Annotated in this window: 12 protein-coding genes; 8 read left to right on the plus strand and 4 right to left on the minus strand. The window is 63.0% G+C overall.

Annotation, left to right across the window (positions count from 1 at the left end; translation table 11 throughout):
- Positions 1-134: 134 nt before the first annotated feature.
- Both metH and metF read right to left on the minus strand, forming a co-directional pair.
- Entirely contained in the window at positions 135-3,995 is a 3,861-nt protein-coding gene (gene metH / locus NLM33_RS34210) for a methionine synthase (protein ID WP_254102954.1), read from the minus strand.
- A 3-nt stretch (positions 3,996-3,998) separates the two neighbouring features.
- Positions 3,999-4,931 carry a methylenetetrahydrofolate reductase [NAD(P)H] gene (metF, locus tag NLM33_RS34215; protein ID WP_254102955.1) on the minus strand — a complete coding sequence of 311 codons (933 nt, stop codon included), beginning with the start codon at positions 4,929-4,931 and terminating at the stop codon, positions 3,999-4,001.
- Between the two features lie 104 nt (positions 4,932-5,035).
- On the opposite strand from metF, the gene NLM33_RS34220 reads away from it, so the two are divergent.
- The 3 genes from NLM33_RS34220 to NLM33_RS34230 all read left to right on the plus strand — a co-directional run bounded on the left by NLM33_RS34220 (position 5,036) and on the right by NLM33_RS34230 (position 7,514).
- Positions 5,036-5,311 carry a hypothetical protein gene (locus NLM33_RS34220; protein ID WP_254102956.1) on the plus strand — a complete coding sequence of 92 codons (276 nt, stop codon included), beginning with the start codon at positions 5,036-5,038 and terminating at the stop codon, positions 5,309-5,311.
- Between the two features lie 7 nt (positions 5,312-5,318).
- Positions 5,319-6,338, plus strand: a complete 1,020-nt coding sequence (locus tag NLM33_RS34225; RefSeq protein WP_254102957.1) for an LLM class flavin-dependent oxidoreductase — start codon at positions 5,319-5,321, stop codon at positions 6,336-6,338.
- A 234-nt stretch (positions 6,339-6,572) separates the two neighbouring features.
- Positions 6,573-7,514, plus strand: coding sequence for a transposase (locus NLM33_RS34230; protein WP_254098909.1), 942 nt, complete (start codon positions 6,573-6,575; stop codon positions 7,512-7,514).
- A gap of 39 nt (positions 7,515-7,553) precedes the next feature.
- Here the strand turns inward: NLM33_RS34230 and NLM33_RS34235 are convergent, their stop codons facing one another.
- Both NLM33_RS34235 and NLM33_RS34240 read right to left on the minus strand, forming a co-directional pair.
- Positions 7,554-8,411, minus strand: a complete 858-nt coding sequence (locus NLM33_RS34235) for a prephenate dehydratase (protein WP_254102958.1) — start codon at positions 8,409-8,411, stop codon at positions 7,554-7,556.
- A 21-nt stretch (positions 8,412-8,432) separates the two neighbouring features.
- Complete coding sequence (locus tag NLM33_RS34240; RefSeq protein ID WP_254106040.1) at positions 8,433-9,173, minus strand: 3-deoxy-manno-octulosonate cytidylyltransferase; 741 nt, start codon at positions 9,171-9,173, stop codon at positions 8,433-8,435.
- A gap of 219 nt (positions 9,174-9,392) precedes the next feature.
- Here NLM33_RS34240 and NLM33_RS34245 point away from each other — a divergent pair, with 219 nt between their 5' ends.
- The 5 genes from NLM33_RS34245 to NLM33_RS34265 all read left to right on the plus strand — a co-directional run bounded on the left by NLM33_RS34245 (position 9,393) and on the right by NLM33_RS34265 (position 16,273).
- Positions 9,393-9,944 carry a cytochrome c family protein gene (locus NLM33_RS34245; RefSeq protein ID WP_254102959.1) on the plus strand — a complete coding sequence of 184 codons (552 nt, stop codon included), beginning with the start codon at positions 9,393-9,395 and terminating at the stop codon, positions 9,942-9,944.
- Between the two features lie 223 nt (positions 9,945-10,167).
- Positions 10,168-12,069 carry an extracellular solute-binding protein gene (locus NLM33_RS34250; protein ID WP_254102960.1) on the plus strand — a complete coding sequence of 634 codons (1,902 nt, stop codon included), beginning with the start codon at positions 10,168-10,170 and terminating at the stop codon, positions 12,067-12,069.
- A gap of 14 nt (positions 12,070-12,083) precedes the next feature.
- Positions 12,084-13,982, plus strand: coding sequence for an extracellular solute-binding protein (locus NLM33_RS34255; protein ID WP_254102961.1), 1,899 nt, complete (start codon positions 12,084-12,086; stop codon positions 13,980-13,982).
- A gap of 3 nt (positions 13,983-13,985) precedes the next feature.
- On the plus strand, positions 13,986-15,095 hold the full coding sequence (locus tag NLM33_RS34260; RefSeq protein WP_254102962.1) for a microcin C ABC transporter permease YejB: 1,110 nt from the start codon (positions 13,986-13,988) through the stop codon (positions 15,093-15,095).
- Positions 15,095-16,273 (plus strand): ABC transporter permease, encoded by a 1,179-nt coding sequence (locus tag NLM33_RS34265; RefSeq protein ID WP_254102963.1) that lies wholly within the window; start codon positions 15,095-15,097, stop codon positions 16,271-16,273. The genes NLM33_RS34260 and NLM33_RS34265 overlap by 1 nt, the downstream gene beginning before the upstream one ends.
- The last annotated feature ends 3 nt before the right edge of the window (positions 16,274-16,276 follow it).

The raw sequence follows: 16,276 nt of genomic DNA on the forward strand, positions 1-16,276 counted from the left end.
AGTGGGCGATCCTGAATTGATACAGGTGTTTTGCCCGACGGAGCAAGCAGCGCCACGCGTGAAATTTGTCAATCTTTTCAACCCCATTCTACTTTGCATGGGGTTGTTTTCATTTTTTGTTTTGGAGGCGGAGCCTACCCCGCCCCCGCGCGCTTCTTCTGCCAGACGAGATGCACGGCGCAGGTGCAGCCGGGCGGATGCGAGGCGAGGTCCTTGGACGTCTCGTCATTCGCGGGTGTCGCGGCGAAGGCTGCCTTGTCGGCCCCCTGCTGCACCGGGATGTAGTTCAGGATCGGCGCGAGCCAGCGCTCGGTTTCCGCGATCGTCATGCCCTTGCGCGCCGCATAATCCTCGACCTGGTCGCGCTCGATCTTGCCGACGCCGAAATAGAAGCTGTCGGGATGGCTGAAATAGAGCCCGCTGACGGACGAGCCCGGCCACATCGCAAAGCTCTCCGTCAGCTTCACGCCGGCCGTGTTCTCCGCATCGAGCAGGGCGAATAGCGTCTTCTTCTCGGTGTGATCGGGCTGTGCGGGATAGCCGGGCGCCGGACGGATGCCCTGATATTTTTCGAGGATCAGCTCCTCATTGGTCAGCGCTTCGTCCGGCGCATAGGCCCAGAACTCGCGGCGGACGCGGGCGTGCATGCGCTCGGCGAAGGCTTCGGCCAGGCGATCGGCCAGCGCCTTGCAGAGGATCGAGGAATAGTCGTCGTTGGCCTTCTTGAAGCGGTCGGCGACCGCATCCTCGCCGATGCCGGCGGTGACGACGAAGCCGCCGACATAGTCCGGCACGCCCGTACCCGCAGGCGCAATGAAGTCGGACAGCGCCGCGTTGAATCGACCCTCGCGCTTCTCGAGCTGCTGCCGCAGCGTGTGCAGCGTCGCAATCTTCCTGGTCCGATTCTCATCGGCGTAGAGCACGATGTCGTCGCCCTGCGCGTTCGCCGGCCAGAAGCCGATCGTGGCGCGCGCTTGGAACCATTTCTCCTTGACGATGAGGTCGAGCATCTTGCGCGCATCGTCATAGAGCGAGCGCGCGACCTCGCCAACCTTGGGATCACTAAGGATCGCGGGGAATCGTCCTGCGAGCTCCCAGGTCTGGAAGAACGGCGTCCAGTCGATGCAGTCGACGAGCTCGGCAAGGTCGTAATCGTCGAACGTCCTGGTGCCGAGGAAGGTCGGCTTCACCGGCTTTGTCGCGACGAAATCGACCGGCACGCGGTTGGCGCGGGCATTACTGAGCTTCAACCGCTTCTTGTCGGCCTGCGCGCGCAGATGCGCTTCCGAGATCTTGGCGTATTCGGCCCGCACCTCGGCGGCATAGGCCTCGCGCTTCTCGGGCGAGAGCAGCGAGGAGGCGACGCCGACGGCGCGGCTCGCGTCGTTGACGTGCACGACGGGTCCGGCCTTGTAGTTCGGGTCGATCTTCACCGCCGTGTGCACGCGGCTCGTGGTGGCGCCGCCGATCAGCAGCGGCAGCTTCAAGCCTTCGCGCTGCAATTCGCCGGCAAAGAACGCCATCTCGTCGAGCGAAGGCGTGATCAGGCCGGACAGGCCGACGATGTCGGCCTTCTCCGCCTTCACGGTCTCGACGATCTTGGCGGCCGGCACCATCACGCCGAGGTCGATGACCTCATAATTGTTGCACTGGAGCACGATGCCGACGATGTTCTTTCCGATATCGTGGACGTCGCCCTTCACGGTGGCGAGCACGATCTTGCCGGCGGACGAATTGGTGTCGCCGCCAATGCCGCTGGCGAGATTGCGCGCCTTCTCCTCCTCCATGAACGGCATCAGCCAGGCGACCGCCTGCTTCATGACGCGCGCGGATTTCACGACCTGCGGCAGGAACATCTTGCCGTCGCCGAAGAGATCGCCGACCACGTTCATGCCGGCCATCAGGGGGCCTTCGATCACGTCGAGCGGGCGCGAGGACGCCTTGCGGGCTTCTTCGGTATCCTGCTCGATGAACTCGGTGATGCCATGCACCAGCGCGTGCGACAGCCGCTTCTCGACCGGCCATTCGCGCCAGGCGAGATCGGCTTCCTTGCTCTCGGTCTTCTTGCCGCGGAATTTTTCGGCAAGCGCGAGCAGCCGCTCGGAGGCGCCGGGATCGCGATTGAGGACCACGTCCTCGCAAGTTTGCCGCAGCTCGGGATCGATGTCGTCATAGACGATCATCTGTCCGGCATTGACGATGCCCATGTCCATGCCGGCCTTGATGGCATGATACAGGAACACCGAGTGCATGGCCTCGCGCACCGGCTCGTTGCCGCGGAACGAGAAGGACAGGTTGGAGACGCCGCCCGAGATGTGCGCGCCGGGCAGGTTCTGGCGGATCCAGCGCGTCGCTTCGATGAAGTCGACGCCGTAATTATTGTGCTCCTCGATGCCGGTCGCGATCGCAAAGATGTTGGGATCGAAGATGATGTCTTCCGGCGGGAAGCCGACGCGGTTCACCAGGATGTCGTAGGCGCGCTTGCAGATCTCGGTCTTGCGCGCGAACGTATCGGCCTGGCCGACCTCGTCGAATGCCATCACCACGACAGCCGCGCCGTGGCGCCGCGCGATTTTCGCCTCGTGGATGAACTTCTCCTCGCCTTCCTTCATCGAGATCGAGTTGACGACCGGCTTGCCCTGCACGCATTTCAGGCCGGCCTCGATGACGGAAAATTTCGAGGAATCGACCATCACCGGCACGCGGGCGATGTCGGGCTCGGCGGCGACGAGGTTGAGGAAGGTCCGCATCGCGGCTTCCGAGTCCAGAAGGCCCTCGTCCATGTTGACGTCGATGATCTGCGCGCCGTTCTCGACCTGATCGCGCGCGACCTGGAGCGCGGCCGTGTAGTCGCCGGCCGTAATCAATTTACGGAAGCGGGCCGAGCCCGTGACGTTGGTGCGCTCACCGACGTTGACGAAGGGAATCGCATCCGTGAGCACGAACGGCTCGAGGCCGGAGAGCCTTAAGCGCGGCTCGATCGCCGGCACGAGGCGCGGCTTGTGCGGGGCGACGGCGGCCGCAATCGCCGCGATGTGCTCCGGCGTGGTGCCGCAGCAGCCGCCGACGATGTTGACCAAGCCATCACGCGCGAACTCGCCGACCAGATGGGCCATATATTCCGGCGTCTCGTCATACTGGCCGAACTCGTTGGGCAGGCCGGCATTGGGATAGGCGCAGACCAGCGTGTCGGCGACGCGGCCAATGTCTGCGATATGGGCGCGCAGATCTTCCGCGCCGAGCGCGCAGTTGAAGCCGATGGTGACGGGCTTTGCGTGCTGCACCGAATTCCAGAACGCCTCCGGCATCTGTCCCGACAGCAGGCGGCCGGATTTGTCGGTGATGGTGCCTGATACCATCACGGGCACATCGATGCCGCGCTCTTCCGTGATCTCGGCGATCGCATAGAGCGCCGCCTTGGCGTTCAGCGTGTCGAAGATGGTCTCGACCAGCAGGAGGTCGACGCCGCCGTCGAGCAGGCCCCGGATCTGCTCGCCGTAGGACTCACGCAGGTCGTCGAAGGTGACGGCGCGGTAGCCGGGGTTTGCGACATCAGGCGAGATCGAGGCGGTACGGTTGGTGGGGCCGATCGCACCGGCGACGAAGCGCGGCTTGCCGTCCTCGGCCTCGACACGTTTGGCGGCGTTGCCGGCGAGGCGGGCGCCTTCACGCGCCATCTCGTAGACGACTTCAGCGAGGTCGTAATCGGCCTGCGCGATCGAGGTCGTCGAGAACGTGTTGGTCGCGACGATATCGGCGCCGGCACGCAAGTAGGCGGCGTGGATGTCCTCGATCGCCTGCGGCTGGGTCAGGATCAAAAGGTCGTTGTTGCCGCGGAGGTCGCGGTGGAAATTCTTGAAGCGCTCGCCACGGAAGGCGGCCTCGTCGAATTGCAGGCCCTGGATCATCGTGCCCATGGCGCCATCGAGCACCAGGATACGCTCGCGCGCGGCGGCGAGCAGGGCAGTACGCTTGGCAGACACGGTCACGGTCATCGGTTACGCCGCCTTCTGCGCGCTCTTGGCGCGGATGCCGAGCAAATGGCTGATCGCGAACACGAGATCGGCGCGGTTCATGGTGTAGAAATGGAAGGTGTCGACGCCGTGCTTCGCAAGCTTGTGCACCTGTCCGGCGGCTACCGTCGCTGCGACGAGCTTGCGCGTCTCAGGATCGTCGTCGAGCCCATCGAACTTCTCCGCAAGCCAGTTCGGCACGCTCGTGCCGGCGCGGGTGACGAAATTGCGGGCCTGCTTGAAATTGTGCATGGGCATGATGCCCGGCACGACCGGAATCTCGATGCCGCGCGCGCGGACGCGGTCGAGATAGCGGAAGTAGAGGTCGTTATCGAAGAACACCTGGGTGATCGCGCGCGTCGCGCCCGCATCGACCTTGGCCTTCAGCGTGTCGATGTCGGCGTCGAAGTCACGCGCTTCGGGATGCTTCTCCGGATAGGCGGATACCGACACTTCGATGTCGGCATGGCGCTTCTTGATGCCGGCGACGAGTTCGGCCGAACCCTGGTAGCCGTCTGGATGGGTGGCGTAGGGCGTGCCGATGCCGCCGGGCGGATCGCCGCGCAAGCCGACGATGTGGCGGACGCCGACCTCGTGGTAGCGGTCGACGATCTCGTCGATCTCGCCGCGCGAGGCGCCGACGCAGGTCAGGTGCGCGGCCGGCAGCAGCGAGGTCTCCTTCAGGATGCGCGCGATGGTGGCGTGGGTGCGCTCACGGGTCGAGCCGCCCGCGCCATAGGTCACCGAGACGAATTTCGGCTCGAGCGGCGCGAGGCGGTTGATGGTCTCCCACAGGTTCTTCTCCATCTCCTCGGTCTTGGGCGGAAAGAACTCGAACGAGATCGCCGGACGCCTGGCGAGGTGCCCGTCTTGCCCATTGTCTTGCCCGTTACGGGCAGGCGTCGTCGGCTCGGTCATGGCACCACTCACTTCAGGTCTCTTCGCAACTGCGGCAGATTTAGCTTGGGAGGCGGTAAGATAAGCCAAATGGGGCCTTCCCGACAGCCCATCGGCGATGGGAAATGGCCCACTATCGTCATAGAGATCTGTATTTCTGTGCCTTAAGCGATTTCGGTGGGAAGTTTATTTATGCTATTAATGTATATAATATCAATATGTTAATTAATATTTTGGATTTGCTGACCGCTAAAAATTGGGTTGGGCAATGTGAAAAGAAGGTGATGGTGGCTTACAGAATCCCACTGACCTCCAGCCAAATCTCCGGCCGTCTCGCCCCCAGCACACGTCAGCTCTGCTCCATCGGGCCATTGCCGCCCCGCTGCTGCGCACTACCTTGAACCGGCCATGATCCCGCTCTCAGTCCTCGATCTCTCCGTCGTCACGTCCGGCACGAAGCCGGCGGCGGCCTTGCGCAACAGCATCGATCTGGCGCGCCATGTCGATCAGCTCGGCTATGTCCGTTACTGGCTTGCCGAGCACCACAACCTCGCTTCCGTCGCGAGCCCGGCGCCCGATGTCATGATCGGGCAGATCGCGGCGGTGACGAAGCACATCCGCGTCGGCTCCGGCGGCGTGATGCTGCCCAACCACGCGCCGCTGGTGGTGGCCGAACGCTTCAAGATGCTGGAGGCGTTGTTCCCCGGCCGTATCGATCTCGGCCTCGGCCGCGCGCCCGGCACCGACGGTGCCACGGCGTACGCACTCAGGAGCCGGCTCGACCGCCGTGAGGGCGACGATTTCCTGGAGCGGCTGCACGAGCTGATCCTGTGGGAGACCCGCGAATTCCCCTCAGGCCATCCCTATAACAACGTCGTGGCAATGCCCGACGACACGCCCTTGCCGCCGATCTGGCTGCTCGGCTCCAGCGATTATTCGTCGGAACTGGCAGCCCAGGTCGGCATGGGCTTCGCCTTCGCGCATCATTTTGCGAGCCATGATGCGATCGACGCGATGGTGCATTATCGCAATCGTTTCCAGCCGTCCGCCTGGCGTGCGACGCCGCACGCGATCCTCGCGGTGGCAGTCGTCACGGCGGGTACCGACGAGGAGGCGGAAAAGCTCGCCTCGTCCTTCGATCTCAATCGCCTGCGCCGCGATCGCGGCCAATATTTGCCGCTGCCGAGCGTGGACGAGGCGCTCGCCTATCCCTACTCGGACGCCGAGCGCGCCTCGATCGCCCGCAACCGCTCGCGCCTGTTCGTCGGGAGCCCGGCGACCGTGCAGCAGAAGCTCAAGCCGCTGCTCGACGCGAGCAAGCCGGACGAATTGATGGTGATCACGGCCGTGTATGACCACGACGCGCGGAAGAAGTCGTATTCGCTGCTGGCGGATGCGTTCGGGCTTACGGAAGAACAGGCAGCGTAGAAGCTATCGTGCCCCGGACGCAGCGCAGCATGCAATGATGCGCTGCAGAGCCGGGGCCCATAACCGTGTGGGTCCCTGTGTCTTTGAAGTCTGTCAGGATGGGTTGGGCGGGAAGCCGTTGGGTCCTTGGCGCTTGACGCCGTGAGCCGGCTCGGCCTCCCGCCCGTTCCATTACCAACCTGAACAGTTGCACGAGGCTGCGGCAACAGACCTCGCATCACAGGGACAGGCACCGTGATCATACCCCTTCGTTACGTCGGAATCGACGTCTCCAAAAAACATCTCGATATCTTTGATGAAGCTGACGGTGTGCCCAGGCGCATCGCCAACGCGGCACAGGCCATCACACAGCAGGTGACGCGTTGGCGATGCGATGCGCTGATCGTCTTCGAGGCCACGGGTACCTATGACCTCGCGCTTCGCGAGGCCCTGGATCAGGCCGGTGTCCGCTTCGCCCGGATCAATCCGGCTCGAGCTCGCGATTTTGCGCGGGCCAGCGGCCAACTTGCCAAAACCGACCCGATCGATGCACGGATGCTGGCGGCCTTTGGCCGGGTCATGCAGCCGGCAACTGAGCAGGCCGCCAATCCCGCCCGCAACGCCTTGTCGAGGCTTGCAAAACGGCGGGATCAGCTGGTTCTCATGCGCGCACAGGAGAAGAACCGGCGCAGCGAGGCTGACGACCGCGCCATGGCCGAACGGATCAGCCGCCTTATCGAGGTTCTCGACGACGAGGTTGCCGAGATCGAAGCCGACATCAAGGCGCTGACCAAGGCCGAGCCGGAGATCGCGGACGATGCAAAGTTGATGCGCTCGCTGCCGGGTGTGGGTCCCGTGGCTTGCATGCAGCTCATCGCGAAGATGCCGGAACTCGGACGTGTTGGTGCAAAACAGATCGCGGCACTCGCGGGCCTTGCCCCCTTCAACGTCGACAGCGGCGCCTTCCGTGGCAAACGCAAGATCGCCGGCGGTCGAAAGCGCGTTCGTGACGCCCTCTACATGGCTGCCCTCAACGCGGTTCGCCGGGCCGATCCGTTCAAGGCCTTCTACGCACGACTGCGACAGGCCGGCAAACCAGCCAAGCTCGCTCTCATTGCCGTCGCCAGGAAGCTCCTAACCGTCCTCAACGCCATGATGCGCGACAGGAAGCCCTACCTGCAGACCGCGCCGACATAACAGTTGCCGGCTCGCGCTTCGCGCGTCCGGGACACGCGATTAATCCATCTTCTCGCTGAACGTCGCGCGGAAGGGATGGCCGGGATAGACGCCGACGATGCGGAATTCTCGCGAGAAGAATTTCAGCTCCTCGAGCGCGAAGGCGAGCCCCTTGTCGTCGGGATGGCCGTCGACATCGGCGTAAAACTGCGTGGCGAAGAAATTGCCGTCGACCATGTAGCTCTCGAGCTTGGTCATGTTGACGCCGTTGGTGGCAAAGCCGCCGAGCGCCTTGTAGAGCGCCGCAGGCAGGTTGCGCACCCGGAATACAAAAGAGGTGACCAGCGGCCCCGAACCCTGCTCGGCCCATTTCGCCTCGCGCGCCAGCACCACGAAACGTGTGGTGTTGTGGGCCTCGTCCTCGATGTCCTCGGCCAGAATGTCGAGGCCGTAGATCTTTGCGGCAAGCCGCGAGGCGATCGCGGCGACGCTCTTGTCCTTGCGCTCGGAAATGTCGCGCGCGCTGCCGGCGGTGTCGGCGGCCACGATCGGCTTGACGCCGAGCTTGCGGATCATGCGCCGGCACTGGCCGAGCGCATGCACATGGCTCTCCACGCTCTTGATGTCTTCGAGCCTGGTGCCCTTCACCGCCATCAATTGATGCCGGATCGGCAGAAACCACTCGCCGATGATGAAGAGGCCGGAGGCCGGCAACAGATGGTGGATGTCGGCAACGCGCCCCGCCACCGAATTCTCGATCGGGATCATGCCGAGATCGGCCTCGCCCGAGGAGATCGCCGACAGCGCATCCTCGAAGGTCGCGCACGGCATCGGCTCGGCGTTGGGAAAGGCCTCGTCGATGGCGATGTGGGAATTGGCCCCAGGCTCGCCCTGGAATGCGATTTTCATCTTGCTCATGTCGGGCCTTGTAACAGCGGCTCAGGATTTGGAAAGGATGCTGCGGGCGGTCTCGAGGTCCGCCGCAGTGTCGACGCCGCGGGGGACGGTATCGACGATGGTGAAGTCGATGCGCATGCCGGCCTCGAGCGCCCGGAGCTGCTCCAGCTTCTCCTGCAATTCCAGCGGCGAGGGCGGCAGCGAGACGAACCGCTCCAGCGCCGCGCGGCGGTAGGCGTAGAGGCCGATATGGTGGTAACGCGGTCCGTCTCCGGTGGGGGCGGTGGCGCGGGTAAAATACAGCGCGCGCATCCGCCTACCCCCGAGCGAGGTCCCCACCGCCTTCACCACGCTGGGGGCGAGGTCCTCCTCCTCGGTATGGATTTGCGAGGCCAGCGTCGCGATGTCGACGGCGGGGTCGGCGAGCGGAGGCAGCACGTCGCGGATGTTTTCGGTTGAGATCGTCGGGAAATCGCCCTGGAGATTGACCACGATCTCGGCTGTGCCTTGCGGATCGAGCTTCTGCATGGCCTCATGGATGCGGTCCGACCCCGACGGATGCTCGGGCCGGGTCAGCACGGCGACGCCGCCATGCGCGGTGACCACATCGGCGATCTCCTGCGTATCGGTTGCCACCGCAACCCGCCCGATGGCGGCAGCTTCCGCGCGCCGCAGCACGTGCACGATCATCGGCTGCCCGGCGATGTCCTTCAGCGGCTTGCCGGGCAGGCGAGTGGCCGCCATGCGGGCTGGGATCAGCACTAGAATGCGGGGGTCGGTCATGGGGTCAAGGGCCTGGAAACGGGCGTTTTCCGCACCGAAAAATGGGGTGGGGATGGGAGGAAAGCGGGGCCGTTTATACGGGTTGCCAGACCACGGGCAAACCGATATCTCAATGTCAAAACTCGGGGGAACGATAAGGAACATTTGATTCTCCCGAGGCACGTCCTGGCGGCCGCTTGGGCCGCTTTATCCTTCTTGCGGTGTGGGGCCTGGCCGGAAATGGACTCTTTCGAACTCAACAAGATCCTCGGTGCCATCCTCGGCACCTGCCTCGTTGTCCTGGTGACGAGCTTCACCGCCCAGTCGCTGTTTGCTGCGAAACCGCCGGAGAAGCCCGGTTTCGAGATCGCCGTGAAGGAAGAGGCCGGCCATGGCGCCGAGGGCGGCGCTGCGGCGGCGCCGTCGGAGCCGATCGAGAAGCTGCTCCAGACCGCCTCCGTCGAGAAGGGCGCCTCTGCCGCCAAGAAGTGCGGCGCCTGCCACACCTTCGAGAAGGGCGGCCCGAATCGCGTCGGCCCGAACCTCTATGGCGTCGTCGGCCGCGCCCGCGCCTCGGAGGCTGGCTTCAACTACTCGGCCGCGATGAAGGCCAAGGGCGGCGAGTGGACCATCGACGATCTCAACAAGTTCATCACCAACCCGAAGGGCTTTATCTCGGGCACCGCGATGGGTTTTGCCGGCATTCCGAAGGATTCCGAGCGCGCCGACGTCATCGCCTATCTGAACAGCCTGGCCGATAGCCCGAAGCCGCTGCCGACCGCGGCGAAGTAAAGATCGCCAAAAGATTAAGCTGACACAGCGGCCAGGCTCGAAAAGCCTGGCCGTTTCCTTATCTACCGCTTGGCCGCCTCGCAGCGTTGTTATCGGGGCGTTTCGCCGCAGCGAACCACCCCCTTGGGCTTCCAAGATGAGGAAAAAGCAACATAATCGGTCGAAACCTTGCCGTATATTGGGGCCTTAAAGGGGTAACCTCCTTCAAGACAGGGACGTTCATTTGGCCATCACCCGACGCGATCTTCTGCTAGCCGGCGCTGCGACTGCTGCGCTTCCCGCCTTCGGCTCCGCCGCGGGTGTTCCGATCATCGGTGCCGCGCAGGCGCAATCGGCCGGTGAACTCCCCTGGCGCCATGGTCTCTCCCTGTTTGGGAACGTCAAGTACCCGGCCGATTTCAAGCGGTTCGACTATGTCAATCCGGAGGCGCCGAAGGGCGGCGTGGTTCGGCAGATTGCGATCGGGACCTTCGATAACTTCAATTATGTGGTCTCGGGTGTGAAAGGCTCGCTCGCAGTGCCTGTTCCTCTCATCTACGACACGCTGACGACGAGCTCGTTGGATGAGGTATCGACCGAGTATGGATTGCTGGCCCAAGCCGTCAGCCACCCCGACGATTTTTCATTCGTTGTCTATCGATTGCGTCCGCAGGCAAAGTGGCACGACGGACAACCGGTCACCCCAGAGGATGTGATCTTTTCGCTCGATGTGCTGAAGAAGAACCATCCGTTCTATGCGGCCTATTACCGGCATGTTGTAAGTGCCGAAAAGATCGGTGATCACGACATCAAGTTCACCTTCGATGCGCCCGGCAATCGCGAACTGCCGCAAATCGTTGGACAGCTCGTTATTCTCCCGAAGCACTGGTGGGAGGGGGCCGACGCGCAAGGCAGAAAGCGCGACGTCACCGCGACGACGCTCGAGATTCCGCTAGGCTCCAGTGCCTACAAGATCAAGGAGTCCGTCGCCGGCCGTAGCGTCGTATTGGAGCGGGTGAGGGACTATTGGGCGCGCGATATCAACGTCAATGTCGGGCGTAATAATTTCGATGAATTGCGCTACGAGTTCTTCCGGGACGCGACCGTGGCGATCGAGGCCTTCAAGGCCGACCAGGTGGACTGGCGCACTGAAAACAGCGCGAAGAACTGGGCCACTGCTTATGATTTCCCCGCCGTGTCCGAAAAGCGCGTGATCCTGGAAGAATTCCCCAATCGCAGCTCAGGCGTGATGCAGGCATTTGTGCCGAATCTGCGCCGCGCCAAGTTCAGCGATCCCCGGGTGCGACGGGCGCTCAATTACGCGTTCGACTTCGAGGAGATGAACAAGCAGATTTTCTATGGTCAGTACAAGCGCATCGGCAGCTATTTCGATGGCATTGAGGACCTGATGGCTACCGGACTGCCGCAGGGGAAGGAACTCGAGATTCTTGAACCCTTGCGCGGCGAAGTTCCGCCCGAGGTCTTCACGACCCCCTACACCAACCCGGTTGGCGGCAGCCCGGAATCAGTGCGCGACAATCTGCGTGAGGCGCTGCGTCTGCTGAAAGAGGCCGGCTACGAAGTGCGTGATCGCAAGCTGATTGATACCAGGACCGGCTCACAGCTCGCCCTCGAATTGTTGAGCCAGGATCCGGCCTTCGAACGGGTTACCCTGTTCTACAAGCCGTCGTTGGAGCGGCTGGGCATCGCGGTCACCGTGCGAACCGTCGACCCGATCCAATACGAGAACAGGCTTCGCGATTGGGATTTCGACATCGTCACCAACTCTTGGGGAGAGTCGCAGTCTCCCGGCAACGAGCAGCGCGAAGCCTGGGGTTCCAAGGCCGCCGACGCGGCTGGTTCCCGCAACATTGCCGGAATCAAGAATCCCGCCATCGACAAGTTGATCGAAGGGGTGATCTTCGCGAAAAGCCGCGACGATCTCGTCGCCGCCACTAAGGCGCTGGATCGTGTCCTCCTGTGGAATCACTATGTCGTGCCGCAGTGGACGTATTCGAAGGTGCGCACGGCGCGGTGGGATCGTTTCGGCCGGCCAGCGGAATTGCCCAAATACGGCCAGTCCGGTTTTCCCTTCATCTGGTGGTACGACGCAGACAAGGCGGCGCGGATCGCAAAGAAGTCGTGAAGGACATTGTTCGCATGGCGCAGCTTTCACGTCGGCATGTGCTGGCCGTAGGCGCTGGCGGTGCCTTAAGCGCATCGCTCGGTCCGTCCTGGCTGCGCCGTGCGGCGGCATCGGAGATGCCGGCCGAGATGCACGGCATCTCAGCGTTCGGCGATCTCAAATATCCGTCCGACTTCCACCATTTCGACTACGTCAATGTCGATGCGCCGAAGGGCGGCACGTTCTCGCTGATTCCGGCTGTGCGCGCCTACAACCAATCCTATTTCACGTTCAGCTCGCTCAACGCCTTCATCCTCAAGGGCGAGGGCGCGCAAGGTATGGACCTGACCTTCGTTTCGCTGATGGCGCATGCCGGCGACGAGCCCGACGCGATGTACGGCTATGCCGCCAAATCGGTGCAGATCTCGCCCGACAAGCTCGCCTATCGCTATAGGATCCGGCCCGAGGCGCGGTTCCACGACGGCTCGAAGCTGACCGCGCATGACGTCGCCTTCTCCATCAATACGCTGAAGGAGAAGGGCCATCCGCTGATCCAGTTGCAGATGCGCGACGTCAAAGGCGCCGAAGCGCTCGATGACGTCACGGTGGTGGTGAATTTTGCAGAGAAGCGCGCGCGCGACGTGCCGCTTTATGCGGCGGGCCTACCGATCTTTTCGAAGGCCTATTACGCGACGCGGCCGTTCGACGAATCGTCGACCGACGTTCCGCTGGGGTCTGGCCCCTACAAGGTCGGGAGATTCGAGATCAACCGCTACATCGAGTTCGAGCGGGTGAAGGATTGGTGGGCGGCCGATCTTCCCGTTTGCCGCGGCTGCAACAATTTCGACATCGTGCGCTACGAGTTCTACCGCGATCGGGACGTTGCGTTCGAGGGCTTTACCGGCAAGAACTATCTTTACCGCGAGGAATTCACCTCACGCATCTGGGCGACGCGCTACGATTTCCCCGCCGTCAAGGACGGCCGCGTCAAGCGCGAACAGGTGCCGGACCGCACGCCGTCGGGTGGCCAAGGCTGGTTCATCAACACCCGGCGCGACAAGTTCAAGGACGTCAAGATTCGCGACGCCATGAACTGCGCGTTCGATTTCGAGTGGACCAACAAGACCATCATGTACGGCGCCTATGCGCGCACAATCTCGCCGTTCCAGAACTCGGACCTCGTTGCACAGGGCATGCCCACGGCCGAGGAATTGAAGCTGCTTGAGCCTTATCGGGGGCAGGTCCCCGACGAGGTGTTCGGCGAGCCCTACGTACCACCGGTAACGGACGGCTCAGGCCAGGACCGCACGCTGTTGCGCAAGGCACAGCAGTTGCTCCAGGAGGCAAAGCTTCCGGTCAAGGACGGCAAGCGTCTCCTGCCGAACGGCGATGTCTTTACTGTCGAGTTCCTGATCGAAGAGCCGTCGTTCCAGCCGCATCACGCGTCCTTCATCAAGAACCTGAACACGCTGGGGATCGAGGCCAGTTTGCGCCTCGTCGATGCCGTTCAGCATCGCGCGCGCGTCGAAGCCTTCGATTTCGACGTTACAGTCGAACGCATCAGCATGACGCCGACACCCGGTGACAGCCTGCGCACCTATTTTACCGCACAGGCCGCAGCGACGAAGGGATCGTATAATCTGGCAGGCGTCGCCAGTCCGGCGATCGACGCGCTGGTGGAGAAGGCGATGGCGGCCAATACGCGCGATGAGCTGACGGTCGCCTGCCGCGCGATCGATCGCGTCTTTCGTGCTGGGCGCTATTGGGTGCCGCAATGGAATAACACCAGCCACCGGCTGGCCTATTGGGACATGTTCGATCACCCGGAGAAGTTGCCGCGCTACCAGCTCAGCGATTATTCCAGCGACGTCGGCGAGCGGACCCTGTGGTGGTTCGACGCCGCCAAGGCCGCCAAGCTCGATCAGGCGAAGTAGCTCATGAGCGCCTATATCGCCCGCCGCATTCTCCTGATGATCCCGACGCTGCTCGGGATCCTCTTCATTTCCTTCGTCGTGGTGCAATTCGCGCCGGGCGGCCCGGTCGAGCGCGTGATCGCGCAGCTCTCCGGCGCCGACACCGGCGGCACCTCGCGTATCTCGGGTGGCGGCGACTTCGCGCAGCGCGCGCCGGGACAGCTCGGCGCCGGCGCCGACGCGGTCAACTCGAAATACCGCGGCGCGCAGGGGCTCGATCCCGAGTTCATCAAGAAACTGGAGCAGCAGTTCGGCTTCGACAAGCCGGCGCCCGAGCGCTTCCTGATGATGGTCTGGAATTTCGCGCGGTTCGATTTCGGCACCAGCTATTTCCGCACCGTCAGCGTCATTCAGCTCATCAAGGAGAAACTGCCGGTCTCGATCTCGCTCGGCATCTGGCTGACGCTGATAACGTATCTGATCTCGATCCCGCTCGGCATTCGCAAGGCGGTCAAGGACGGTGCGCGGTTCGACACCTGGACCTCGGCGGTGATCGTGCTCGGCTACGCGATTCCCGGCTTCCTGTTCGCGATCCTCCTGATCATCCTGTTTGCCGGCGGCTCCTTCTTCAACTGGTTCCCGCTGCGCGGGCTGACGTCCGACGGCTGGTCGCAATTCCCCTGGTACTGGAAGATCCTCGACTATTTCTGGCACCTGACCTTGCCGCTGATCTCGATGGCGCTCGGTGCGTTTGCGACCATGACGTTTCTCACCAAGAACTCGTTCCTGGACGAGATCCGCAAGCAATACGTCATGACTGCGCGGGCCAAGGGCTGTAGCGAGCGCCAGGTGCTCTATGGCCACATCTTCCGCAATGCCATGTTGATCGTGATCGCGGGCTTCCCCGGCGCCTTCATCAGCGCCTTCTTCTCCGGCTCGCTTCTGATCGAGACCATCTTCTCGCTGGACGGGCTCGGGCTGCTCGGTTTCGAAAGCGTTCTCAACCGTGATTATCCCGTCGTGTTCGGCACGCTCTACATCTTTTCGCTGATGGGTCTCGTGGTCAATCTGATCTCCGATCTGACCTATATGTGGATCGATCCCCGGATCGATTTCGAGGCGCGGGAGGTCTGATGTCGGTCACCGCGCCCACACCGATCGAGACCAAGACCACATCGCCGGTCGGCGAGGTCGCGCCGGCGCCGCGCAAGGCGTTCGCCCCGTCGCCGCTCAACCAGCGGCGCTGGCAGAACTTCAAGGCGAACCGGCGCGGCTACTGGTCGTTCTGGATCTTCATGGTCCTGTTCGTGGTCTCGCTGTTCGCCGAATTGATCGCCAACGACCGTCCCTTCATGATCAAGTTCGACGGCCGTCTCTACTGGCCCGCCTTCGTCACCTATTCGGAGACCACCTTTGGCGGTGATTTCGAGACCGCGGCCGACTATCGCGATCCCTACTTGCAGAAGCTGATCAAGGACAAGGGCGGCATGATCGTCTGGCCGCTGATCCGCTATTCCTACGACACCCACAATCTCGACCTGCCGACGCCCGCGCCGTCGCCGCCGACCTGGATGCTGACGGAGGCGCAATGCAAGCCGGTGGTGGAGAAGAAGGGCCTGAAGAGCTGCCGTGATCTCGAATACAACTGGCTCGGCACCGACGACCAGGGCCGCGACGTGGTCGCGCGGCTGATCTACGGCTTCCGCATCTCGGTGCTGTTCGGCCTGACGTTGACCATCGTTTCGTCCGTCATCGGCATCATCGCCGGCGGCGTGCAGGGCTATTTCGGCGGCTGGATAGATCTGTTGTTCCAGCGCTTCATCGAGATATGGAACGCCATACCCTATCTCTATCTGCTGCTCATCATATCGGCGGTGCTCCCGCCGGGCTTCTTCATCCTGCTCGGCATCATGGTGCTGTTTCACTGGGTGGCGCTGGTCGGCCTCGTGCGCGCGGAGTTCTTGCGCGGGCGGAATTTCGAATACATCCAGGCTGCGCGGGCGCTCGGGGTCTCCAATGCCGTGATCATGTTCCGCCACCTGCTGCCGAACGCCATGGTCGCGACGATGACGTTCCTGCCGTTCATAGTCTCCTCGTCGGTGATGACGCTGACGGCCCTCGACTTCCTCGGCTTCGGCCTGCCGCCCGGCTCGCCGTCGCTCGGCGAGATGCTGGCGCAGGCCAAGGCCAACGTGCAGGCGCCGTGGCTCGGCTTCTCCGGCTTCTTCGCCGTCGCGATCATGCTGTCGCTCCTGATCTTCACCGGCGAAGCAGTGCGCGACGCCTTCGATCCGCGCAAGACGTTCAGGTAAGCG

It is taken from the genome of Bradyrhizobium sp. CCGUVB1N3, from assembly GCF_024199925.1.
Classification (GTDB): Bacteria; Pseudomonadota; Alphaproteobacteria; order Rhizobiales; family Xanthobacteraceae; genus Bradyrhizobium.